Genomic DNA, 19267 nt, shown 5'->3' with positions numbered 1-19267 from the left:
ACATCTGACGCTCCCGCATGCCGGTCTCCGCCGGTGGGGGCGCCACTGACGAGGAGAGAACGGCGCATGCCGAAGAACAAGACGCACAGCGGTGCCAGCAAGCGCTTCAAGGTCACCGGCTCCGGCAAGGTGCTGCGCGAGCGCGCCGGCAAGCGCCACCTGCTCGAGCACAAGTCGTCCCGCGTGACGCGCCGCCTCACCGGCAACGCCGAGATGGCCCCGGGCGACGCCGCGAAGATCAAGAAGCTTCTCGGCAAGTGAGCCGGGGCGCTCCGCCGCACGGGCGGAGCGCGCCGACCCGACCGGGACCCACGTCGATTCGGGCCGTGTGACGAACAACCACGGCCCCGCTACAAGGAGTTAACAAGTGGCACGCGTCAAGCGGGCAGTCAACGCCCACAAGAAGCGCCGGGCGATCCTGGAGCAGGCCAGCGGCTACCGCGGTCAGCGCTCCCGCCTGTACCGCAAGGCCAAGGAGCAGGTGACCCACTCCTTCGTCTACAACTACAACGACCGCAAGAAGCGCAAGGGCGACTTCCGTCAGCTGTGGATCCAGCGCATCAACGCCGCTGCCCGCGCCAACGGCATGACCTACAACCGCTTCATCCAGGGTCTGAAGGCCGCCAACATCGAGGTGGACCGCAAGATCCTCGCCGACCTCGCCGTGAACGACGCCGGTGCGTTCGCCGCGCTGGTCGAGGCCGCGCAGAAGGCGCTGCCGAGCGACGTCAACGCCCCGAAGGCCGCCGCCTGAAGCGCAGCCTGACAGCGTTGTGACGTCGTGACGACGTCGTGATTGCGGACCCGCGGGCCCCGGCCTGCGGGTCCGCCGCGTTTGCGGACCCTTCCCCGAGCCCTCACCGAACGAAAGAAGCGAGCCGCCGTCCATGGGCACCCCCGAGCTGATCTCCCCGCGTTCCCCGCGAGTCGCCGACGCCCGGCGGCTGGCCCGGCGCCACTTCCGGGGCAAGGAACGCCGGTTCATCGCCGAGGGGCCGCAGGCCGTCCGGGAGGCCGTCGCGCACCGGACCGGCGGATCGCCCACCCTCGTCGAGCTGTTCGCCACCGTCGAGGCCGCCGAGCGGTACGCGGAGATCGTCGAGGCGGCCCGGGCGGCGGGCGCGCGGGTGCACCTCGCCGACGACCGGACCGTCGCGGACATCTCCCAGACCGTCACCCCGCAGGGGCTGGTGGGCGTCTGCCGGTTCCTGGATTCGCCGTTCGACGAGATCCTCGCCGCCCGCCCGCAGCTGGTCGCGGTGCTGGCCAACGTCCGCGACCCCGGCAACGCCGGCACGGTGCTGCGCTGCGCGGACGCCGCGGGCGCCGACGCGGTGGTGCTGACCGACGCCTCGGTGGACCTCTACAACCCCAAGTCGGTGCGGGCGTCGGTGGGTTCGCTGTTCCATCTGCCGGTGGCGGTGGGCGTGCCGGTGGAGCAGGTGGTGAGCGGGCTCCGGGGCGCCGGGGTGCGGATCCTGGCCGCGGACGGGGCCGGTGACCGCGATCTGGACGCCGAGCTGGACGCCGGCTCCATGGGCGGGCCGAGCGCCTGGGTCTTCGGCAACGAGGCGTGGGGGCTGCCCGAGGAGACCAGGGCGCTGGCCGACGCCGTCGTCCGGGTGCCCATCCACGGCAGGGCCGAGAGCCTCAACCTCGCGACCGCGGCCGCCGTGTGCCTGTACGCCTCCGCGCGCGCCCAGCGCACGCCGGGAGGGTGCCGCTCGACGTCACCCGCCGGAGGGGCGTAGGCGCGATCCCGGCGGTGGGTCCGGGCCGAGCTAGTAGTGTTGCCAGCTCCGGCCCGGAAGGGGGTAACACGGCGATGACGGCGAGGACTTCGGCACGTACTGCCACCGCTGGTGGCTGCCCGTCCGAGGCGGCCGGCGCGGAGCTGGGACTGACCCCCGACGACCTCCCGGACGGCCTGGTCGTCGCCGACGAGCACGGCCGGGTGATCTGCTTCAACGCCGCCGCCGCCCGGATCACCGGCATCGAGCCGCCGGCCGCGCTGGGCCGCCCGGTCGGGGACGCACTGCCGCTTCAGGACCTCGAAGGGCGCCGCTGGTGGCAGCTGACCGACCCGTACGGGGGACTCGCCATCCGCCGCGGCCAACCGGAGCGGAATCTGCTGCTGGGTGGGCGGGAGGTGCTGGTCTCCGCGCGGTACGTCCGCAGCCGGCCCACCGGTCCGGTGCGCCGGCTGGTGATCGCGCTGCGCGGCACCGAGGCCCGGCGGCGCACCGAGCTGAGTCACGCGGAGCTGATCGCCACCGTCGCCCACGAGCTGCGGTCGCCGCTGACCTCCGTCAAGGGCTTCACCGCGACCCTCCTCCAGAAGTGGGAACGTTTCACCGACGACCAGAAGCGGCTGATGCTGGAGACGGTGGACGCCGACGCCAACCGCGTCACCCGGCTGATCGCCGAGCTGCTGGACATCTCCCGGATCGACTCCGGGCGGCTGGAGGTCCGCCGGCAGCGGGTCGACATGATCGCCGCGGTCCGGCGGCACGTGCAGGCGCAGACCACCGCGGGCCAGCGGCCGGACCGCTTCCTGATCCGGATGCGGGAGCCGCTGCCCGATCTGTGGGCGGACCCGGACAAAGTGGACCAGGTGCTGGGGAACCTCCTGGAAAACGCGGTGCGCCACGGTGAGGGAACGGTCACCATCGAGGTGGGACCGGCGAAGGACACCGGCGGCGGAGAGGGGACGAGCGTCACCGTGAGCGACGAGGGTCCCGGCATCCCGGAGGAGTCGATGAGCCGTGTGTTCACCCGTTTCTGGCGGGGCAGCAAGCGCGGCGGCACCGGGCTGGGCCTCTATATCGTCAAGGGCATCGTCGAGGCCCACGGCGGCACGATCACGGTCGGCCGGGCCCCGGCCGGCGGCGCGCAGTTCCGATTCAGCCTGCCCGTCGCGGCTCCGGCCTTCATGGCCTGACGGAGATGGCGGCGGGCGCCCCGTAGGGGCTCGGACCTGCCGCGTCGGCCGTCCCCCTTAGACTTGACCTTTGGCACCTTTGGCGCACCAGCATCGCGGGCGAGCCGAGGCGACGCGAGCCAAGCCAAGCCAGTCCACCGGAAGCACGGGAAGAGATGTCCGCACCCAATAAGTCGTACGACCCTGTCGAGGTCGAAGCCCTGAAACCGGAAGAGATCGCCCGACGGGTCGACGAGGCGCTGGCCGCCATCGCCGCCGCGGGTGACCTCGACGCGCTCGCCCAGGCGAAGATCGCGCACACCGGTGGCACCTCGCCGCTCGCCCTCGCCAACCGCGAGATCGGCGCCCTCCCCCCGCAGGCCAAGGCGGACGCCGGCAAGCGCGTCGGCCAGGCCCGCGGCCGGGTGAGCCAGGCGCTCAAGGCCCGGCAGGAAGAGCTGGAGGCGGAGCGCGACGCCCGCGTCCTGGTCGAGGAGGCGGTGGACGTCACGCTGCCCTACGACCGGGTCGCGCCCGGCGCCCGGCACCCGCTGACCACCTTCATGGAGCGGGTCGCCGACGTGTTCGTCGCGATGGGCTACGAGGTCGCCGAGGGCCCCGAGGTCGAGGCCGAGTGGTTCAACTTCGACGCGCTGAACTTCGTGCCCGACCACCCGGCGCGCCAGATGCAGGACACCTTCTTCGTGAAGGCCAACGGCGCCCGGGCCGACTCGGCCGAGTCGGGCGTGGTGCTGCGCACCCACACCTCGCCGGTGCAGGCCCGCACGCTGGTCGACCGCGAGCCGCCGGTCTACGTCGTCTGCCCGGGGCGGGTCTACCGCACCGACGAGCTGGACGCCACGCACTCCCCGGTCTTCCACCAGATCGAGCTGCTCGCCGTCGACGAGGGCCTGACCATGGCGGACCTCAAGGGCACCCTGGACCACATGGTCCGGGCGCTGTTCGGTCCGGACATGAAGACCCGGCTGCGGCCCAACTACTTCCCGTTCACCGAGCCGTCCGCCGAGATGGACATGGTCTGCTACGTCTGCCGCGGCGCGTCCGTGGGCGACCCCGACCGGCCCTGCCGCACCTGCTCCAGCGAGGGCTGGATCGAGCTGGGCGGCTGCGGCATGGTCAACCCCAAGGTGCTGATCGCCTGCGGTGTCGACCCCGAGAAGTACAGCGGCTTCGCCTTCGGGTTCGGAATCGACCGGATGCTGATGTTCCGGCACAACGTGGAAGACATGCGCGACATGTTCGAGGGCGACGTCCGGTTCACCCGGCCGTTCGGGATGGAGATCTGATGCGGGTCCCGCTTTCTTGGCTGCGGGAATACGTCGACCTGCCGGCGACGACGACCGGCCGGGACGTACAGGAGAAGCTCATCGAGGTCGGCCTGGAGGTCGAGACCGTCGAGCGGCTCGGCGAGGGTCTGAGCGGCCCGCTGGTCGTCGGCCAGGTGCTGACCATCGAGGAGCTGGAGGGCTTCAAGAAGCCGATCCGCTTCTGCACGGTCGACGTCGGCCGGGCCAACGGCACCGGTGAGCCGCAGGAGATCGTCTGCGGTGCGCGGAACTTCGCGGTTGGCGACAAGGTCGTGGTCGTGCTCCCGGGCGCCGTGCTGCCCGGCGACTTCAAGATCGCCGCCCGTAAGACCTACGGCAAGAAGTCGCACGGCATGATCTGCTCCGGCGACGAGCTGGGCATGGGCGACGACGGCACGCACGGCATCATCGTGCTGCCGCCGGAGTACGAGGTCGGCACCGACGCGATCGAGCTGCTGGAGCTGCGCGACGAGGTGCTGGACATCGCCGTCACCCCGGACCGCGGCTACTGCCTGTCGATGCGCGGTGTGGCCCGCGAGGCGGCCATCGCGTTCGGGCTGCCGCTGCGCGACCCGGCGCTGCTGGACGTGGAGCCGCCGAACGCCGGCGGCTACCCGGTCCAGGTCGCCGACCCGATCGGCTGCGACCGCTTCACCGCGCGCACGGTGACCGGCCTGGAGCCGGAGGCCCGCACCCCGATCTGGATGCAGCGCCGGCTGCAGAAGGCCGGCATGCGGCCGGTCTCGCTCGCCGTGGACGTCACCAACTACGTGATGCTGGAGCTGGGACAGCCGCTGCACGCCTACGACCGCGCCACCGTCGAGGGCCCGATCGGCGTGCGCCGTGCCGCCCCCGGCGAGGAGCTGGTCACCCTGGACGGCACCAAGCGGGTGCTGGACGGCGAGGACCTGGTCATCACCGACGACCGCGGCCCGATCGGGCTGGCCGGTGTGATGGGCGGCGCCAACACCGAGATCGCCGCGCCGGCCGTCGACCCGGAGACCGGGCGGCTGCGCGGCACCACCGACGTGGTGATCGAGGCCGCGCACTTCGACGCGATCGCCATCGCCCGGACCGCCCGCCGCCACCGGCTGTCCTCCGAGGCCGCCAAGCGTTTCGAGCGCGGGGTCGATCCCGAGGCGGCCTCCGCGGCGGCCCAGCGGACCGTTGACCTGCTGGTGCTGCTCGCCGGCGGCACCGCCGAGGACGGCGTCACCGAGGTCGTCTCGCCGCGCGGGCCGCGGACGATCACCATCCCGGCGGACCACCCGGACAAGGTCGCCGGTGTGACCTACGGGCGGGAGACCGTCGTGCGCCGCCTTCAGCAGGTCGGCTGCGACGTCTACGGGCAGGACGAGCTGGTGGTCACGGTGCCGTCGTGGCGCCCCGACCTCGGCGACCCCAACGACCTGGCCGAGGAGGTCATCCGGCTGGAGGGCTACGAGAACCTGCCCTCCACGCTGCCGCTGCCGCCCGCCGGCCGTGGGCTGACGGAGCGTCAGCGCCTGCACCGCCGGGTCGGCCGGGCGCTGGCCGGCGCCGGCTACGTCGAGACGCTGAACTACCCGTTCACCGGCTCGGCCGTCCTGGACCAGCTCGGCATCGAGGCGGACGACCCGCGGCGGGACGCGGTCACCCTGGTGAACCCGCTCTCCGACGAGGAGCCGGACCTCCGCACCACCCTCGTCCCGGGGCTGCTGGCCGCGCTGCGCCGCAACTACGGGCGCGGCAACCACGACCTGGCGCTCTTCGAGACCGGTCCGGTGTTCCGGGCGACCGGCCAGGAGCAGCCGGCCCGCCGCCTGGTGGTCGACCGCCGGCCGACCGACGACGAGATCGCCTCGCTGGACGCCTCGCTGCCGCAGCAGCCGCGACGGGCCGCCGTGGTCCTCGCCGGTGCGCGTGAGCAGGCCGGCTGGTGGGGCGCGGGGTACCCGTCCGGGTGGGCCGACGCCATCGAGGCCGGCCGGGTCGTCGCCCGTGAGGCCGGCGTCGAGCTGATCGTCCGCCAGGACCAGCACGCCCCGTGGCACCCCGGCCGGTGCGCGGCGCTGCTCGCGCTGATCGACGGCGAGGAGGTGCTCGTCGGCAACGCCGGTGAGCTGCACCCGCGGGTCGTCAAGGCGATGGGCCTGCCGGAGCGCACCAGCGCGATGGAGATCGACCTGGACCGCCTGGAGCGGGCCGGGGCCGGTGCGCTGAAGGCGCCGCGGATCTCCACCTTCCCGGTCGCCACGCAGGACGTCGCGCTGGTCGTCGACGCCTCGGTGGCGGCGGCGGACGTCGAGGCCGCCCTGCGGGACGGCGCCGGCGAACTCCTGGAGTCGCTGCGGCTGTTCGACATCTTCACCGGCGAGCAGGTGGGCGCCGGCAGGAAGTCGCTGGCCTACGCCCTGCGGTTCCGCGCGCCGGACCGGACGCTGACGGCCGACGAGGCCACCGCGGCCCGGGACGCGGCGGTCGCCGTCGCGGTCGAGCGGGTGGGCGCCGTGCTGCGCGGCTGACCCGCGCGGCCCCGTGCCGGCTGTCGGGCCCCTGTCCACACTGGTGGGCGGGGGCCCGTCCCGTTTTCCGCCCCGTTTCCGGCCGCGGCCCCGGCCCGATTCGCACGGGGTGTGAACTCCCCCTGATTACGCTGGACTTACGGAGTCCGTACGTCCTTGGGGGCGAGGCATGGAGCCCAACACGCTGCTCGATGCGATCCTGGACGAGTCCGGCGTCTCGCACGCCGGACTCGCCGCGCGGATCAACCAGCTCGGACGGCGGCGCGGGCTCGCGCTGCGCTACGAGCACACCGCCGTGGCGCGGTGGCTCAAGGGGCAGCGGCCGCGGGGGCAGGTGCCGGACCTGATCTGCGAGATCCTCGGCGAGCGGCTGCACCGGCCGGTGAGCCTGGCCGACATCGGGCTCAGCGGGCCGGGGGCGCGGCAGGCGCCGGGGACCCCGTTGTCGGGGTTCGTGGAGCGGGCCACCGCGCTGTGGCGGTCCGACGAGCAGCAGCGGCCGCACGTGGTCGCGGCCCCCGCGCTCACCGGCACCTCGGCGATCATCCCCGTATGGGAGTGGGAGAACCCGCCGGAGGACTTCGACGTCTCGCGCGACGGGCTGACCCGGGTCGGGATGGCCGACATCGAGATGCTGCGGACGGCGCGGACCCACTACGAGCAGATGTACCGGAAGGCGGGTGGTATCGCTACCAGAGCACGCATCGTGCGGTTCCTCAACACCGAGGCGGCGCCGCTGCTGCGGGGCAGCTACAGCGACGCGACGGGACGTCAGCTGCACCGGGCGACCGGTGGGCTGGTGGCCGTGGCGGGCATCTGCGCGTACGACTCGGACGCTCTCGGGCTGGCCCAGCGCTACTTCCATCAGGCGCTGCGGCTGGCAAAGGCCAGCGGGGACCGCGGACTCGGCGCGTACATCATCGCGCTGTTGGTCAACCAGTCCCTCTTCGTACGGGAACACCGCCAGGCGGTCGCCTTCGCGGAGGCGGCCCTGCGCGCCGCGGGCGGACAGCTCACCCCGGCGCTCTCCGCCGACCTCTACGCCATGCAGGCCAAGGCGTACGCGCGGCTGGGCGACGGCACCGGCGCACTGGACCGCATCCGGCGGGCCGAGGCCGCGGCGGAGCGGATCCGCCCGGGGCTGGAGCCCGACGAGACCGGCTATGTGCAGCCGGGCCTGGTGAACGTACAAGTGGCGGAGGCGCTGCTCAGCCTCGGGGACCTGCGGGCCGCCCGGGAGCAGGCGGACGCCGCCGTGGACACCCCCGCACACGACCGCGGCCGGGTTCACCGGCTGGCCATGCTCACCCATATCGAGCTGCGCCAAGGGGATGCGGACCGGGCCGTGGCCAACGCCGCGGAGATGACGGAGCAGGCCCGGGGCATGGAGTCGCAACGCCTGCGGGACCGGCTGCGGGCGGTGCGCGAGCATCTGGCGGAGACCGGGAGCTCCGCGACGGACGAGGCTGCCGATCTCATCGACGAGGTGCTGCGCGTTCCGCTGTGACCGGGCTCGTGTCACCTTGCCGGCCCTCAAGCGGAAGGTGGCAGTTACGTGCGTTGGAACAATCTCAGCGAAAAGCCGGTCTACGCGAACCCCTGGTTCCGGGTCAATCTGGCCGATGTGGAACTCCCCGACGGCCGTCACCTGGATCACTTCCTGATCCGGATGCGGCCGGTGGCGGTGGCCACCGCGGTCAACGAGGCCAATGAGGTGCTGCTGCTGTGGCGGCACCGGTTCATCACCGACAGCTGGGGCTGGGAGCTGGCCGCCGGCGTGGTGGAGGACGGGGAGGATCCGGCCGCCGCGGCCGCGCGGGAGATGGAGGAGGAGACCGGGTGGCGACCCGGACCCCTCCAACACCTCCTCTCGGTGGAGCCGTCCAACGGCCTCACCGACGCGCGGCACCACATCTACTGGTCCGACCGGGCCGAGTACCTCGGCGCCCCGCAGGACGACTTCGAGTCGGACCGGCGGGAGTGGGTCGACCTCAAGCTGGTGCCCGACATGGTGGCGAGGGGGGAGGTGCCGGCCGCGAACATGGCCGCGGCCCTGCTGATGCTCCACCACATCCGGCTCGGCTGAGGCCGGCCGGCCTCAGTGCCCGGACGCCTGCCACAAGGCGGCCGCCCCCGCGGCGAGCCCGGCGAGTGCGGCGAGCGAGGGCAGCGGCCAGCGGCGGCTCTCCAACCGCGTGAGGCGGGCCTGGAGTTCGTCGGCGTCCCGCGTGTTCTGCTCGCAGCGCTGGGCCTGTAGCCGCAGCTGGCCGTCGACCTTGGCGGTGCGCACGTCGAGTAGGCGCCGCAGCTCCGCTAAGTCGGCGGCGAGAATGTCGGGGTCCCGGTGGGCGGTCACGTTCCGCTCCTCTTTCCTTCTCCTGGTGACGGTCGGGTGGATACCTCGACCAGTCAACTGCGCAGGGGTGTAAGGCGGGAGTGTGTGCGCCGGGGAGATACGGGTCAGTGGTTCACACCCCGTGCGAAGTGACGCAACGTGAGCGTTTCGCACGGGGTGTGAAGCGGGCGCGCCGAGTTGGCGCATTCACACGCTGTCATCAACGGGCGGAAGGGAGTTGACTCTAAGTACGGGGGCCGAAGCCGCCGGCGGTCGGGCGCCCGCCGGCCGGGTCCGCCCGCCGAACCATCCCCGAGCGGCGGGCGGACGGCCCCCGTTTCCCCCACCGCGGGGGAGGCGGCTCAGTAGGAGTAGAACCCCGACCCGCTCTTGCGGCCCAGCCGCCCCGCGTCCACCATCCGCTGGAGCAGCGGGGGAGCGGCGTACAGCGGCTCCTTGTACTCCTCGTACATCGACGCGGCGACCGAGGCGACGGTGTCCAGGCCGATCAGGTCGGAGAGCTTGAGCGGGCCCATCGGGTGGGCGCAGCCCATCTCCATGCCGTTGTCGATGTCCTCGCGGCTGGCCATGCCGGACTCGAACATCCGGATCGCGGAGAGCAGGTACGGGATGAGCAGGGCGTTCACCACGAAGCCGGAGCGGTCCTGGGCGCGGATGGCGTGCTTGCCGAGCACGTCCTGGACCAGCGACTCGGCGCGCTTGAGGGTCTCCTCGCCGGTGGTGAGTGCCGGGATCAGCTCGACGAGCTTCTGCACCGGCGCCGGGTTGAAGAAGTGGATGCCGATGACCTGGTCGGGCCGGGAGGTGGCGACCGCCAGCTTCACCAGGGGGATGGACGAGGTGTTGGACGCCAGGATCGCGTCCGGGCGGACCACCACCTGGTCGAGCACCTGGAAGATCTCGGTCTTGACCTGCTCGTTCTCCACCACGGCCTCGATGACGAGATCACGGTCGGCGAACTCGCCGAGGTCGGTGGTGAAGCTGAGCCGGCCGAGCGTGGTGTCGCGTTCGGCCACGGTGATCTTGCCGCGTTCGGCGGCCTTGCCGAGGGAGTTGGTCAGGCGGGTGCGCCCCAGCTCCAGTGCCTCGCCGGTGGTCTCCGCAACCTTGACGTCCAGCCCGGCGCGGGCGCACACCTCGGCGATGCCCGCGCCCATCTGGCCGCAGCCGACCACTCCGACGCGTGCAATGTCGGCGAATGAGTCCGTCACCTCGTGCCTTTCGCTGATCTTCAGGACCGGCGGTACGCCGTAAGGGTCCGACGCCCGCCTCGGCCCCGACGTTACTCCGCGAGGTGCTGGGACGAGGGCGCCGGGGCGGGCATTCTGAGCCTGCAACTCGGGACGAAACGGACGAGATGGGGGCTTTTCATGCACGGGATCACACGCCGCGCGTTCGGTGCGGCGACGCTGGGCGCGGCCGCCTGCCTGCTGGGCGCGGGCGCCCCGGAAGCGGTCGGCGCGCCCTCCGGGCGGGAGCTGCGCGGGATGTGGCTGGGGACGGTGGGCAACCTCGACTGGCCGTCCAGACCCGGCCTGGACCGCGGAACCCAACAGCGGGAACTGGCCAGGCTCCTGGACGTCGCCGTCGGCAGACGGCTGAACGCGGTGTTCTTCCAGGTGCGTCCGACGGCGGACGCGCTCTGGCCGTCGCCGTACGAACCCTGGGCCCAGTGCCTGACCGGCGTCCAGGGCCGCGATCCGGGCTGGGACCCGCTGGGCTTCGCGGTGCACGAGGCGCACCGGCGCGGACTGGCGCTGCACGCGTGGTTCAACCCGTACCGGGTGGCCAACCACACCGACCCCGGCCGGCTGGTGCCCTCGCACCCCGCCCGCCGCCACCCGGACTGGGTGCTGCCCTACGGCGGCAAGCTCTACTACAACCCCGGGCTGCCGGTGGTCCGGCGCTTCGTGCAGGACGCGATGCTGGACGCGGTGCGCCGCTACCCCGTCGACGGGGTGCACTTCGACGACTACTTCTACCCGTACCCGGTCGCCGGCCAGGCGTTCCACGACGACGCCGCCTACGAGGCGTACGGCGCGGACTTCGCCGGCCGCGCCGACTGGCGGCGGGACAACGTGGACCTGCTGATCCGGGAGATGGGGCGGCGGTTGCTGGCGGTGGACCGGCGGGTGCGCTTCGGCGTCAGCCCGTTCGCGGTCTGGCGCAACGCCGCGAGCGACCCGCGCGGCTCCCGGACCCAGGCGGGGGTGCAGACGTACGACGACCTCTACGCGGACACCCGGCGCTGGGTGCGGGAGGGCTGGATCGACTACATCGTGCCGCAGGTGTACTGGCCGCTGGGCTTCGCCGCCGCCGACTACGCGGAGCTGGTGCCCTGGTGGGCGCACACCGTGGCGGGCACCGGGGTCGACCTCTACATCGGGGAGGCGCTCTACAAGGTGGGCCGTACCGCGCGGCCCACCGCCTGGCGGGACCCGGCCGAACTCTCCCGCCATGTCTCCTTCGCCCGCCGCCACCGGGAGGTCGGCGGACACGTCTACTTCTCGGCCAAGGACGTGGTGCGGGACCCGCTGGGCGCGCTGTCCCGGGTCGCCGCTGACCACTACGGCGGCGCGCGGCGCTGATCGCGGCCGGTTCCGGGCAGGGGAGCGGCGGTGGCGGGCGGTCCGCCACCGCCGCGGGGTCCGTCAGCTGATGGTGTGGGGTCGGGTCGACTTGGGGTGCTGGACGACGCAGTCCGGGCCGGGCCACATGATCGTTTCGTGGCCGTCCTCGGCGCGGATGCGATAGGGCGGTTCGCCGTTGGTCCCCAGTACTTCCACGATCTCGACCATGTGATCGCCATGGCCGACGGTTCTGCCGTGCACCAGCAGCCGGTCGCCCGTATTCGCGTGCATCTGGGCTCCTCCCGCCTCGGGTGGCCGCCGACCGGGGCGGCCGACGCGGCGGCCGGGCGGTGGGACGGCCAGTGGACTGCGGGCCCGGGAACGGCCCGGACGGCTCTCCTGCCGTCGCCGCCAGTGTATGTCCGCACGCCCGGGGCGCACCCGGTGAGCCGGGCGGCACCCCGGGTCCGGGGCGTCCGCCGCCCGCGCGGTCAGGTCCGGGCCCGCTGGGTGACCACGATGCACCCCAGGACCGCCACCGCGGTCAGCGGCGCGGCCGGCGGCAGCCGCTCGCCGAGCAGCACCACCGACCAGACCAGGGTCAGCAGCGGCTGGGCGAGCTGCAACTGGCTGGCCCGGGAGACGCCGATGACGGCCATCCCGCGGTACCAGACCACCATGCCCAGGAACGTCGAGCCGGCCGCCAGCCACAGCAGTCCGGCCACCGCGTGGCCGGTCAGCCGCGGCGGCTCGGCGGACAGCGCCCACACCGCGCCCGGCAGGGTCACCGGCAACGCCAGCAGCAGCGCCCAGCCGATCACCTGCCAGCCCGGCATGTGGCGGGCCAGCCGGCCGCCCTCGGCGTAGCCCGCCGCGCACACCAGCAGCGCCGCGAAGAGACACAGGTCGCCGGTGCCCGGCGCGCCGCCGCTCTGCTGCACCGCGAAGGCGAGCACGGCCGCGGCGCCGACCAGCGCGGCGATCCAGAACGTACGGGACGGCCGGACCCCGGTGCGGACCACCGAGAAGGCGGCGGTGGCCAGCGGCAGCAGGCCGATCACCACCGCGGCGTGCGAGGTGGTGGAGGTCTTCAGCGCGAGGGTGGTCAGCAGCGGGAAGCCCAGCACCACGCCGCCGGCGACCACCGCGAGGCCGGCCCAGTGGCGGCGCTCGGGCACCCGGACCCGGCAGGCCGCCAGGCAGCCGCCGGCCAGGGCCGCGGCCAGCACGCTGCGCAGCATCACCACCGTCCAGGCGCCCATGCCCTCAAGGGCCCAGGCGGTCGCCGGGAAGGTCAGCGAGAAGGCGGCGACGCCGAGGGCGGCGAGGAGGGAGCCGGAGGCGCGGGCCGGGCGCGGTACGGCGGGGCCGGCGGCCGGAGCGGGCTCGGGGTCGGTGACCGCTATCGACGAGGAGGCGATAGCGCTATCGTTGGCTCTCATGCAAGAGCGTAGCAGTGGGTCAGGGTTGGCAGTGATCCTGCGAGAAGAGCTGAAGCGCTACTCTCCCGGAGAGAAGCTGCCATCGAGTCGTGCCCTGATCGAGCGGCACCGGGTCAGTCCGGTGACGGTCTCCCGGGCGCTGGCCGAGCTGGCCGCGGAGGGGCTGGTCGTCACCCGCCCCGGCGCCGGGGCGTTCCGGGCCGAGCCGAACCTGACGGCGCCGCGCCCGGCCGACACCTCCTGGCAGGAGATCGCGCTGAGCGCCGAACCGGCCGGCGACCAGGTGCCGCGCAGCGTCGACGCCTCCGGCGTGCTGGCCACCCTCGCCGTCCCCGGGCCCGGCGTCATCGAACTCAACGGTGGCTATCTCCCGTCCGCCCTCCAGCCCGAACGCGCCCTGGCCGCCGCGCTCGCCCGGGCCGGCCGGCGGCCCGGCGCCTGGAGCCGCCCGCCGGTCGACGGGGTGCCCGAGCTGCGCGCCTGGTTCGCGCGGGAGATCGGCGGCCCCGGCGGCCCGCTCTCCGCCAGCGACGTGCTGATCACCGCGGGCGGCCAGAGCGCCCTGACCGCCGCGCTGCGCGCCCTCGCCGCGCCCGGCGCCCCGGTCCTCGTCGAGTCGCCGACCTACCCCGGCACGCTGGCGGTCGCCCGGGCCGCGGGGCTCCGCCCGGTGCCGGTCCCGATGGACGCCGACGGGGTGCGCACCGATCTGCTCGCCGACGCCTTCCGGGCCAGCGGCGCCCGGCTGTTCGTCTGCCAGCCGCTGTTCCAGAACCCCTCCGGCGCGGTGCTGGCCGCCGGGCGCCGCCGGGAGGTGTTGCGGGTGGCCCGCGCGGCCGGCGCCTTCGTCGTCGAGGACGACTTCGCCCGGCTGCTGGGCCACGCCGACGCCCCGCCGCTGCCGCCGACCCTGCTCGCCGACGACCCGGACGGCACCGTGGTGCACGTCCGCTCGCTGACCAAGGCGACCTCGCCGAGCCTGCGGGTGGGCGCCCTGGCCGCCCGCGGCCCGGTGCTGGACCGGCTGCGCGCCATCCAGGTCGTCGACAGCTTCTTCGTCCCCGGCCCGCTCCAGGAGGCCGCGCTGGAGCTCGTCGGCTCGCCCGCCTGGAAGCGCCATCTGCGGGCGATCGCCGGGGAGTTGACGTCCCGTCGGCAGACCGTGCGGGCCGCCCTGCGGTGCGAGCTGCCGGCCCTCGACCCGGCGGCGCCCGGGCAGCACCCGGCGCTCGGCGGCTACCACCTCTGGCTGCGGCTGCCGGACGGCACCGACGAGGCGGCGCTGACCGCCGCCGCCCTGCGCGCGGGCGTCGCGGTGGCCGCCGGCCGCCCCTACTTCGCCGCCGAGCCGCCGGCCGCCCACCTCCGGCTGAGCTTCGCCTCGGCCGCCGGCGCCGCCGAACTGGCCGAGGGCGTCCGCCGGCTCCGGACCGCCTGCGACGAACTGGGCGTACCGGTGGCCTGACCCGGACGGAAGCGGCCGGGCCCGGCAACGCGTTCGACGCGGGCCCGCCCCTTCTGCCAGTCTCCCCGCATGACCGCCCGCGCCCTCGACGGCTACGAGATCTCCACCGACCCGGCCCGCCTGGACTCCGACCTGGTCCACGACTGGCTCGCCCGCGACTCCTACTGGGCGCTGGGCCGCACCCGCGCACACCACGACCGCGCCGTCGCCGGCTCGCTCAACTTCGGCCTGTACGAGGAGGGTTCGGGCCGCCAGGTCGGCTACGCCCGGGTCGTCACCGACCACGTCACCTTCGCCTGGCTCTGCGACGTCTACATCGCCCCCGGCGACCGCGGCAAGGGCCTGGGCACCGCCCTCGTCGAGGCCGTCGCCGAGCACCTCGCGCCGCACGGGCTGGCCCGGATCACCCTCGCGACCAAGGACGCCCACGGCGTCTACGAGAAGATCGGCTTCCGGCCGCTGACGGCGCCCGAGCAGTGGATGACGCTGGGGCTGCTCGACCCGGGCCCGGTCGGCCCCTGACCGGCGGGCGCCGGCCTACGGCGGGCCGCCGTCCGGTGGCCCGGCGTCCCGCGTCAGCCAGGCGTTGGCCGCCGCGACCCGGCCGCTCACCCGCAGCTTGGCGTAGGCGTGCTCCAGGTGCTTGTCGACCGTCCGGGGGCTGATCGCCAGCCGGTGCGCGATCTGCTGGTTCGTCAGGCCGTCGGCGAGCAGGCACAGCACCGCCGACTCGCGGCGGGTGACCAGTTCCCCGGCCGGTGCCGGGGCCGGCGGGGCGAGGCGGCCCAGGACCCGGCTGAGGCGGGAGCGCAGCAGTGTGGCGGCGGCCACGTCGGCGTCGGTGAAGTCGCTCGCCCGGTGGTCGCGGCTGACCACCACGGTGACCCGCCGCGGCACGTCCGCGGTGTAGCCCGCCGGGAAGGACATCGCCAGCTGCCGCTCGGCGCCGAAGGGCCGGTAGACGTCGGTGTAGAAGGGCAGCGCGTGGAACTCGCCGGTGGTCTGCAGGGACGAGCGGCGCAGCGGGGTGCCGCTGCCGATGCGGGTGTGCCGGACGAAGGAGTCGCAGTGCCACCCGCGGTCGAAGGCGTCCAGCACGTCCTGGGTCAGCAGGTCGTCCGGGAGGGTGCGCAGCGGATGGGCCGGGTCCGGCCGCGGCGACCAGATGACGCTGTCGCCGGGCAGCGCGCCGAGCAGCAACGGCAGCAGCGCCGGAACCAGTGCGTCCTCGTCCACGGCGTCGATCAGGAGGTCCACGACGGAGAGGATGCGTCGCAGTCCGGCCTCCGCGGCCGCGCTCATACCTCCAGCGTGCCCAGCGCCCCGGTGCGGGTCAAGGCGGGGGCCGCGGGGCCGCCCGGCCGGCCGGGGGAAGACCGGCCGGGGGCGTCGGGCGGGTCAGCGCCCGACGGCATAGACACGGTTGACCGGGCTCTGGGCCGCGAGCCGCCAGTGGTGCAGCCCGGCCGCTTCCGCGAGTTCCCGCAGCACCCGTTCGCCCGCGTGGTTCCCCAGCGCCTGCGGGCCGTGCTGGGCCGGCGCGGTCGGCAGACAGACGGCCACCGAGGCGGCGGTCAGCGTCCGGCCGACCGGGTTGATGTTCTCCTCGTCCCGCGCGGAGGCTCCCCCGGACTGCGTCCGGGAGGTACCCCCAGGCTCCACGACCATGCAGGTGCCGCCGTCGGCCAGGGCGTGCTCGGCGTGCCGGAGCGCGGCGCCCGGGTCGCCGATGTCGTGCAGGCAGCCGAAGAAGGTGATCAGGTCGAAGTCCTCGCCGGGGAAGTCGTCGGCGCCCGCGACCTCGAACGACACCCGGTCGGCCACGCCCTGCTCCGCCGCGATCCCGCGGGCCGCCACGACGGACGGCCGGTGGAAGTCGAAGCCGGTGAAGCGGGAGTTGGGGAACGCCCGCGCCATCAGCGCCGTGGAGTAGCCGAAGCCGCACCCGACGTCCGCCACCGTGCCGCCGCGCTCCAGCTTCTCCACCACGCCGTCCAGTGCGGCCAGCCACTCCGGCACCAGCGCCGCCGTGTAGCCGGGGCGGAAGAACTTCGCGGTGCCCTCGAACAGCGCCGGCGCGTGTTCCTCCCAGCCGATGCCCTCACCCGTGCGGAACGCCTCCAGGAGGCTGTCCTCGGTGGCGTACAGCGCCTGGAGCACGGTGAAGAAGCCGGCCGCGTAGCTGGGGAGTCCGGGGTCGGCGAGGACCGCGGCGTGCTCGTCCGGCAGCAGGTAGGTGTCGCCGTCCGACGCGTGGACGACGTACGCCCCGGCCACCTGGGCCGCCAGCCATCCCCGGACGTACCGCTCGACCAGGCCGGTGCGGGCGGCCAGTTCGGCGGAGGTCAGCGGGCCGGCGCCGGCCATCGCCCGGTACAGCCCGAGCCGGTCGCCGAGGGAGGTGCACAGGCCCGCGACCGCGGCGCCGGCGTCGGTGATCACCCGGTCCATGAACGCGTCCACCCGGTCCTGCCGGATGGCCCCGCCGTTCCCTGCGGCGCCCGGTGCGGCCGGCGCGGAGACCGCCATGGCCGTCACCTCCTCGCCCCATCTGACTCCACTGCACCAGCTCCGGCCGCCGCCGCGCCATACGCGGTTCCCCGTATACGCGCGGCGGGGCCGGCCCCGGTGGCCGACACTGGGAACGAGGAGGTGGTGGGTGATGCGCAAGATGATCGACTGCCGGGAACACCCCAGCGAGACGAACTGCAGCCTCGTCCTGATCGGCGAGGAGGAGGAAGTGCTCCGCGCCGCCACCGAGCACGCGATCTCCGTGCACGGCCACACGGACAGCCCCGAACTGCGCGAACAGCTCCGTAAATCCCTCCGGAACGAGATACCGCAGCCGGCCTGAGCCACCGGGGGAGCGGTGGGCGGTGCCCGGTCGTCCCGCGGGGCGGCCGGGCACCGCTGTGCCCGCCGGTACCCGCGTTCGGGCCCGCTGCGGTCGTCCGCCCGCGCCGCCCGGCGCAGGATCGTCCTGGGACGGACACCGACGAACACCGACGGGCACCAACCGGGAACGCACGGACGGGAGCGGACCGATGCCGGACGGCGCAGCGCACCGCGCGGGGGAGCACCGCGCCGACGACGACCCGCCGGGCCCCGGCCTGGACCGCCGGCACTTCCTCGGCGCCGCCACCGGCATCGCGGCCCTCGCCACCGGCCTGACCGGCTGCGGCTCCCCGGGCGACGCCCCGCGCGGCCACCGCCCCGCGGACCCGCTCACCGCCGAGCGCAGCCGCCCCGGCAGCCCCGACTGGCGGCTGCGCGCCACCGGCCCGCCCGACGCCGTCGAGGGCTACCCGGACCGGGTGAGCGTGCTGCCCGGCGAGGAGTTCGGCCTGCACGTCTCCACCACCGCACCCGGCTTCCGTGTCTCCGCCTACCGGGTCGGCTGGTACGGCGGCGCCCAGGCCCGGCTCGTGTGGCGCTCGGACCGGCTCGCCGGGCGGCCCGGCCCGCCCCCGCGGCTGCGCGCGGACACCCGCACCGTGGAGGCCGGCTGGCCGCGCACCACCACCGTCCGCACCGACGGCTGGCCGCCGGGCGCCTATCTGCTCCGCCTCGACGCCGACCAGGGCCATCAGCGGTACGTCCCGCTGATCGTCCGTTCGTCCGCCGCCACCGGCCGCACCGTCCTGATGCACGCGGTGACGACCTGGCAGGCGTACAACGCCTGGGGCGGCCGCAGCCTCTACCACGGCCCGGACGGCGCCTACGCCACCCGCTCGCTGGCGGTCGGCTTCGACCGTCCCTACGACGCCACCGGCGCCGAGAAGTTCCTGGTGTACGAGCGCGCCCTGGTGGTCCTCGCCGAACGGCTGGGCCTGCCCCTGGCCTACACCACCTCGGTGGACGTCCACCGCGACCCGGCCGCGCTGCACGGCGCCGCCGCGGTGCTCTCCCTCGGCCACGACGAGTACTGGACCCCGGAGCAGCGCGACCATGTCACCCGGGCCCGCGACACCGGCACCAACGTCGCCTTCCTCGGCGCCAACGCCTGCTTCCGCCGGGTCCGCCTAAACGCCGGCCCGGGCGGCCCGCTGCGCACCGTGACCTGCTACAAGACCGACTACCGCGACGACCCCCGGTTCGCCGACCACCAGGACCCGCCCACCCACGACTTCCGCGCCCCGCCCGCCGCCGACCCGGAGTCGTCCCTGACCGGCGTCTTCTACGAGGGCTACCCCACGGACGCGCCCTACGTCGTGCACGGCGCCGGCCACTGGCTCTTCGAGGGCACCGGCGTCCGCACCGGCGACGCCTTCCCGCACCTGGTCGGCGTGGAGTACGACCGGGTCACGCCGGAGGCCCCGACGCCCGCCGCCCTGGAGATCGTCGCGCACTCCCCACTGGTCTGCGGGGGCCGCGCCAGCCACGCCGACTCCGCCTACTACACGGTCCCCGGCGGTGCCGGCGTCTTCGCCACCGGCACCATGCGCTGGGTCGAGGCCCTCATGGCGGGCACTTCGGACGACGGCCGCGACCACGGCATGGACCGTCGTACCGGCGCCTTCGTCACCCGCACCACCGAGAACCTGCTGCGCGCCTTCGCCGCCGGCCCGGCGGCCCACCACCGCCCGGCGCCGCGGCCGAACGCCGGCCAGGTGTACGCCGGTTGAGCCCGGCGGCCGGTCGTGCCGGACGCCCCTCTTGCTCGGCCGAGCAAACCCGACTAT

The 19267-nt window shown here is 74.2% G+C and carries 19 protein-coding genes; 13 read left to right on the top strand and 6 right to left on the bottom strand.

All coding sequences use genetic code 11. The features are described 5' to 3' along the window. Positions 1-66 precede the first annotated feature (66 nt). The 8 genes from rpmI to K2224_RS23755 all read left to right on the top strand — a co-directional run bounded on the left by rpmI (position 67) and on the right by K2224_RS23755 (position 8838). Entirely contained in the window at positions 67-261 is a 195-nt protein-coding gene (rpmI, locus tag K2224_RS23790; RefSeq protein WP_016576627.1) for a 50S ribosomal protein L35, read from the top strand. Positions 262-367: 106 nt separating this feature from the next. Continuing rightward, positions 368-754, top strand: coding sequence for a 50S ribosomal protein L20 (gene rplT / locus K2224_RS23785; RefSeq protein ID WP_221908536.1), 387 nt, complete (start codon positions 368-370; stop codon positions 752-754). Positions 755-887: 133 nt separating this feature from the next. Then, on the top strand, positions 888-1751 hold the full coding sequence (locus K2224_RS23780; protein ID WP_221908535.1) for an RNA methyltransferase: 864 nt from the start codon (positions 888-890) through the stop codon (positions 1749-1751). A gap of 74 nt (positions 1752-1825) precedes the next feature. Then, positions 1826-2941: a PAS domain-containing sensor histidine kinase gene (locus tag K2224_RS23775; RefSeq protein WP_221908534.1), complete on the top strand. Its 1116-nt coding sequence runs from the start codon at positions 1826-1828 to the stop codon at positions 2939-2941. A 155-nt stretch (positions 2942-3096) separates the two neighbouring features. Further along, on the top strand, positions 3097-4227 hold the full coding sequence (gene pheS / locus K2224_RS23770; RefSeq protein WP_221908533.1) for a phenylalanine--tRNA ligase subunit alpha: 1131 nt from the start codon (positions 3097-3099) through the stop codon (positions 4225-4227). Further along, positions 4227-6752, top strand: a complete 2526-nt coding sequence (gene pheT, locus K2224_RS23765) for a phenylalanine--tRNA ligase subunit beta (RefSeq protein ID WP_221908532.1) — start codon at positions 4227-4229, stop codon at positions 6750-6752. The genes pheS and pheT overlap by 1 nt, the downstream gene beginning before the upstream one ends. Before the next feature lie 169 nt (positions 6753-6921). Continuing rightward, positions 6922-8259, top strand: a complete 1338-nt coding sequence (locus K2224_RS23760; protein WP_221908531.1) for a transcriptional regulator — start codon at positions 6922-6924, stop codon at positions 8257-8259. A 48-nt stretch (positions 8260-8307) separates the two neighbouring features. Continuing rightward, the gene (locus K2224_RS23755; protein ID WP_221908530.1) at positions 8308-8838 is read left to right on the top strand and encodes an NUDIX domain-containing protein; all 531 of its coding nucleotides are present in this window, start codon (positions 8308-8310) and stop codon (positions 8836-8838) included. Between the two features lie 12 nt (positions 8839-8850). On the opposite strand, the gene K2224_RS23750 is transcribed toward K2224_RS23755, so the two are convergent. Further along, positions 8851-9108 (bottom strand): hypothetical protein, encoded by a 258-nt coding sequence (locus K2224_RS23750; protein ID WP_221908529.1) that lies wholly within the window; start codon positions 9106-9108, stop codon positions 8851-8853. 341 nt (positions 9109-9449) lie between these two features. Next, entirely contained in the window at positions 9450-10319 is an 870-nt protein-coding gene (locus tag K2224_RS23745) for a 3-hydroxybutyryl-CoA dehydrogenase (RefSeq protein WP_221908528.1), read from the bottom strand. Positions 10320-10478: 159 nt separating this feature from the next. Here K2224_RS23745 and K2224_RS23740 point away from each other — a divergent pair, with 159 nt between their 5' ends. Further along, the gene (locus tag K2224_RS23740; protein WP_221908527.1) at positions 10479-11696 is read left to right on the top strand and encodes a glycoside hydrolase family 10 protein; all 1218 of its coding nucleotides are present in this window, start codon (positions 10479-10481) and stop codon (positions 11694-11696) included. A gap of 63 nt (positions 11697-11759) precedes the next feature. On the opposite strand, the gene K2224_RS23735 is transcribed toward K2224_RS23740, so the two are convergent. Together K2224_RS23735 and K2224_RS23730 are read right to left on the bottom strand one after the other, a co-directional pair. Beyond that, positions 11760-11969 (bottom strand): DUF1918 domain-containing protein, encoded by a 210-nt coding sequence (locus K2224_RS23735; RefSeq protein ID WP_221908526.1) that lies wholly within the window; start codon positions 11967-11969, stop codon positions 11760-11762. Positions 11970-12169: 200 nt separating this feature from the next. Further along, the gene (locus K2224_RS23730; RefSeq protein ID WP_221908525.1) at positions 12170-13120 is read right to left on the bottom strand and encodes a DMT family transporter; all 951 of its coding nucleotides are present in this window, start codon (positions 13118-13120) and stop codon (positions 12170-12172) included. Between K2224_RS23730 and K2224_RS23725 the strand changes: the two genes are divergently transcribed. Both K2224_RS23725 and K2224_RS23720 read left to right on the top strand, forming a co-directional pair. Continuing rightward, positions 13119-14585: a PLP-dependent aminotransferase family protein gene (locus K2224_RS23725; RefSeq protein WP_221908524.1), complete on the top strand. Its 1467-nt coding sequence runs from the start codon at positions 13119-13121 to the stop codon at positions 14583-14585. The two genes, K2224_RS23730 and K2224_RS23725, sit on opposite strands and share 2 nt — an antisense overlap. Positions 14586-14654: 69 nt before the next feature. Further along, positions 14655-15107, top strand: coding sequence for a GNAT family N-acetyltransferase (locus K2224_RS23720; protein ID WP_221908523.1), 453 nt, complete (start codon positions 14655-14657; stop codon positions 15105-15107). A 15-nt stretch (positions 15108-15122) separates the two neighbouring features. On the opposite strand, the gene K2224_RS23715 is transcribed toward K2224_RS23720, so the two are convergent. Both K2224_RS23715 and K2224_RS23710 read right to left on the bottom strand, forming a co-directional pair. Beyond that, positions 15123-15887 carry a helix-turn-helix transcriptional regulator gene (locus K2224_RS23715; protein ID WP_221908522.1) on the bottom strand — a complete coding sequence of 255 codons (765 nt, stop codon included), beginning with the start codon at positions 15885-15887 and terminating at the stop codon, positions 15123-15125. A 96-nt stretch (positions 15888-15983) separates the two neighbouring features. Next, on the bottom strand, positions 15984-17114 hold the full coding sequence (locus K2224_RS23710; protein WP_221908521.1) for a class I SAM-dependent methyltransferase: 1131 nt from the start codon (positions 17112-17114) through the stop codon (positions 15984-15986). A gap of 133 nt (positions 17115-17247) precedes the next feature. On the opposite strand from K2224_RS23710, the gene K2224_RS23705 reads away from it, so the two are divergent. Beyond that, a complete protein-coding gene (locus K2224_RS23705) occupies positions 17248-17439 on the top strand; it encodes a DUF1059 domain-containing protein (protein ID WP_221908520.1) in 192 nt (63 codons plus the stop codon). 190 nt (positions 17440-17629) lie between these two features. After that, a complete protein-coding gene (locus tag K2224_RS23700; protein WP_221908519.1) occupies positions 17630-19210 on the top strand; it encodes a N,N-dimethylformamidase beta subunit family domain-containing protein in 1581 nt (526 codons plus the stop codon). Positions 19211-19267: the final 57 nt, after the last annotated feature.

This window comes from Streptomyces sp. BHT-5-2, assembly GCF_019774615.1.
Lineage (GTDB): Bacteria > Actinomycetota > Actinomycetes > Streptomycetales > Streptomycetaceae > Streptomyces.
The sequence above is the reverse complement of the archived record's forward strand: the minus strand, read 5'-3'. Positions and strand labels throughout refer to the sequence as shown.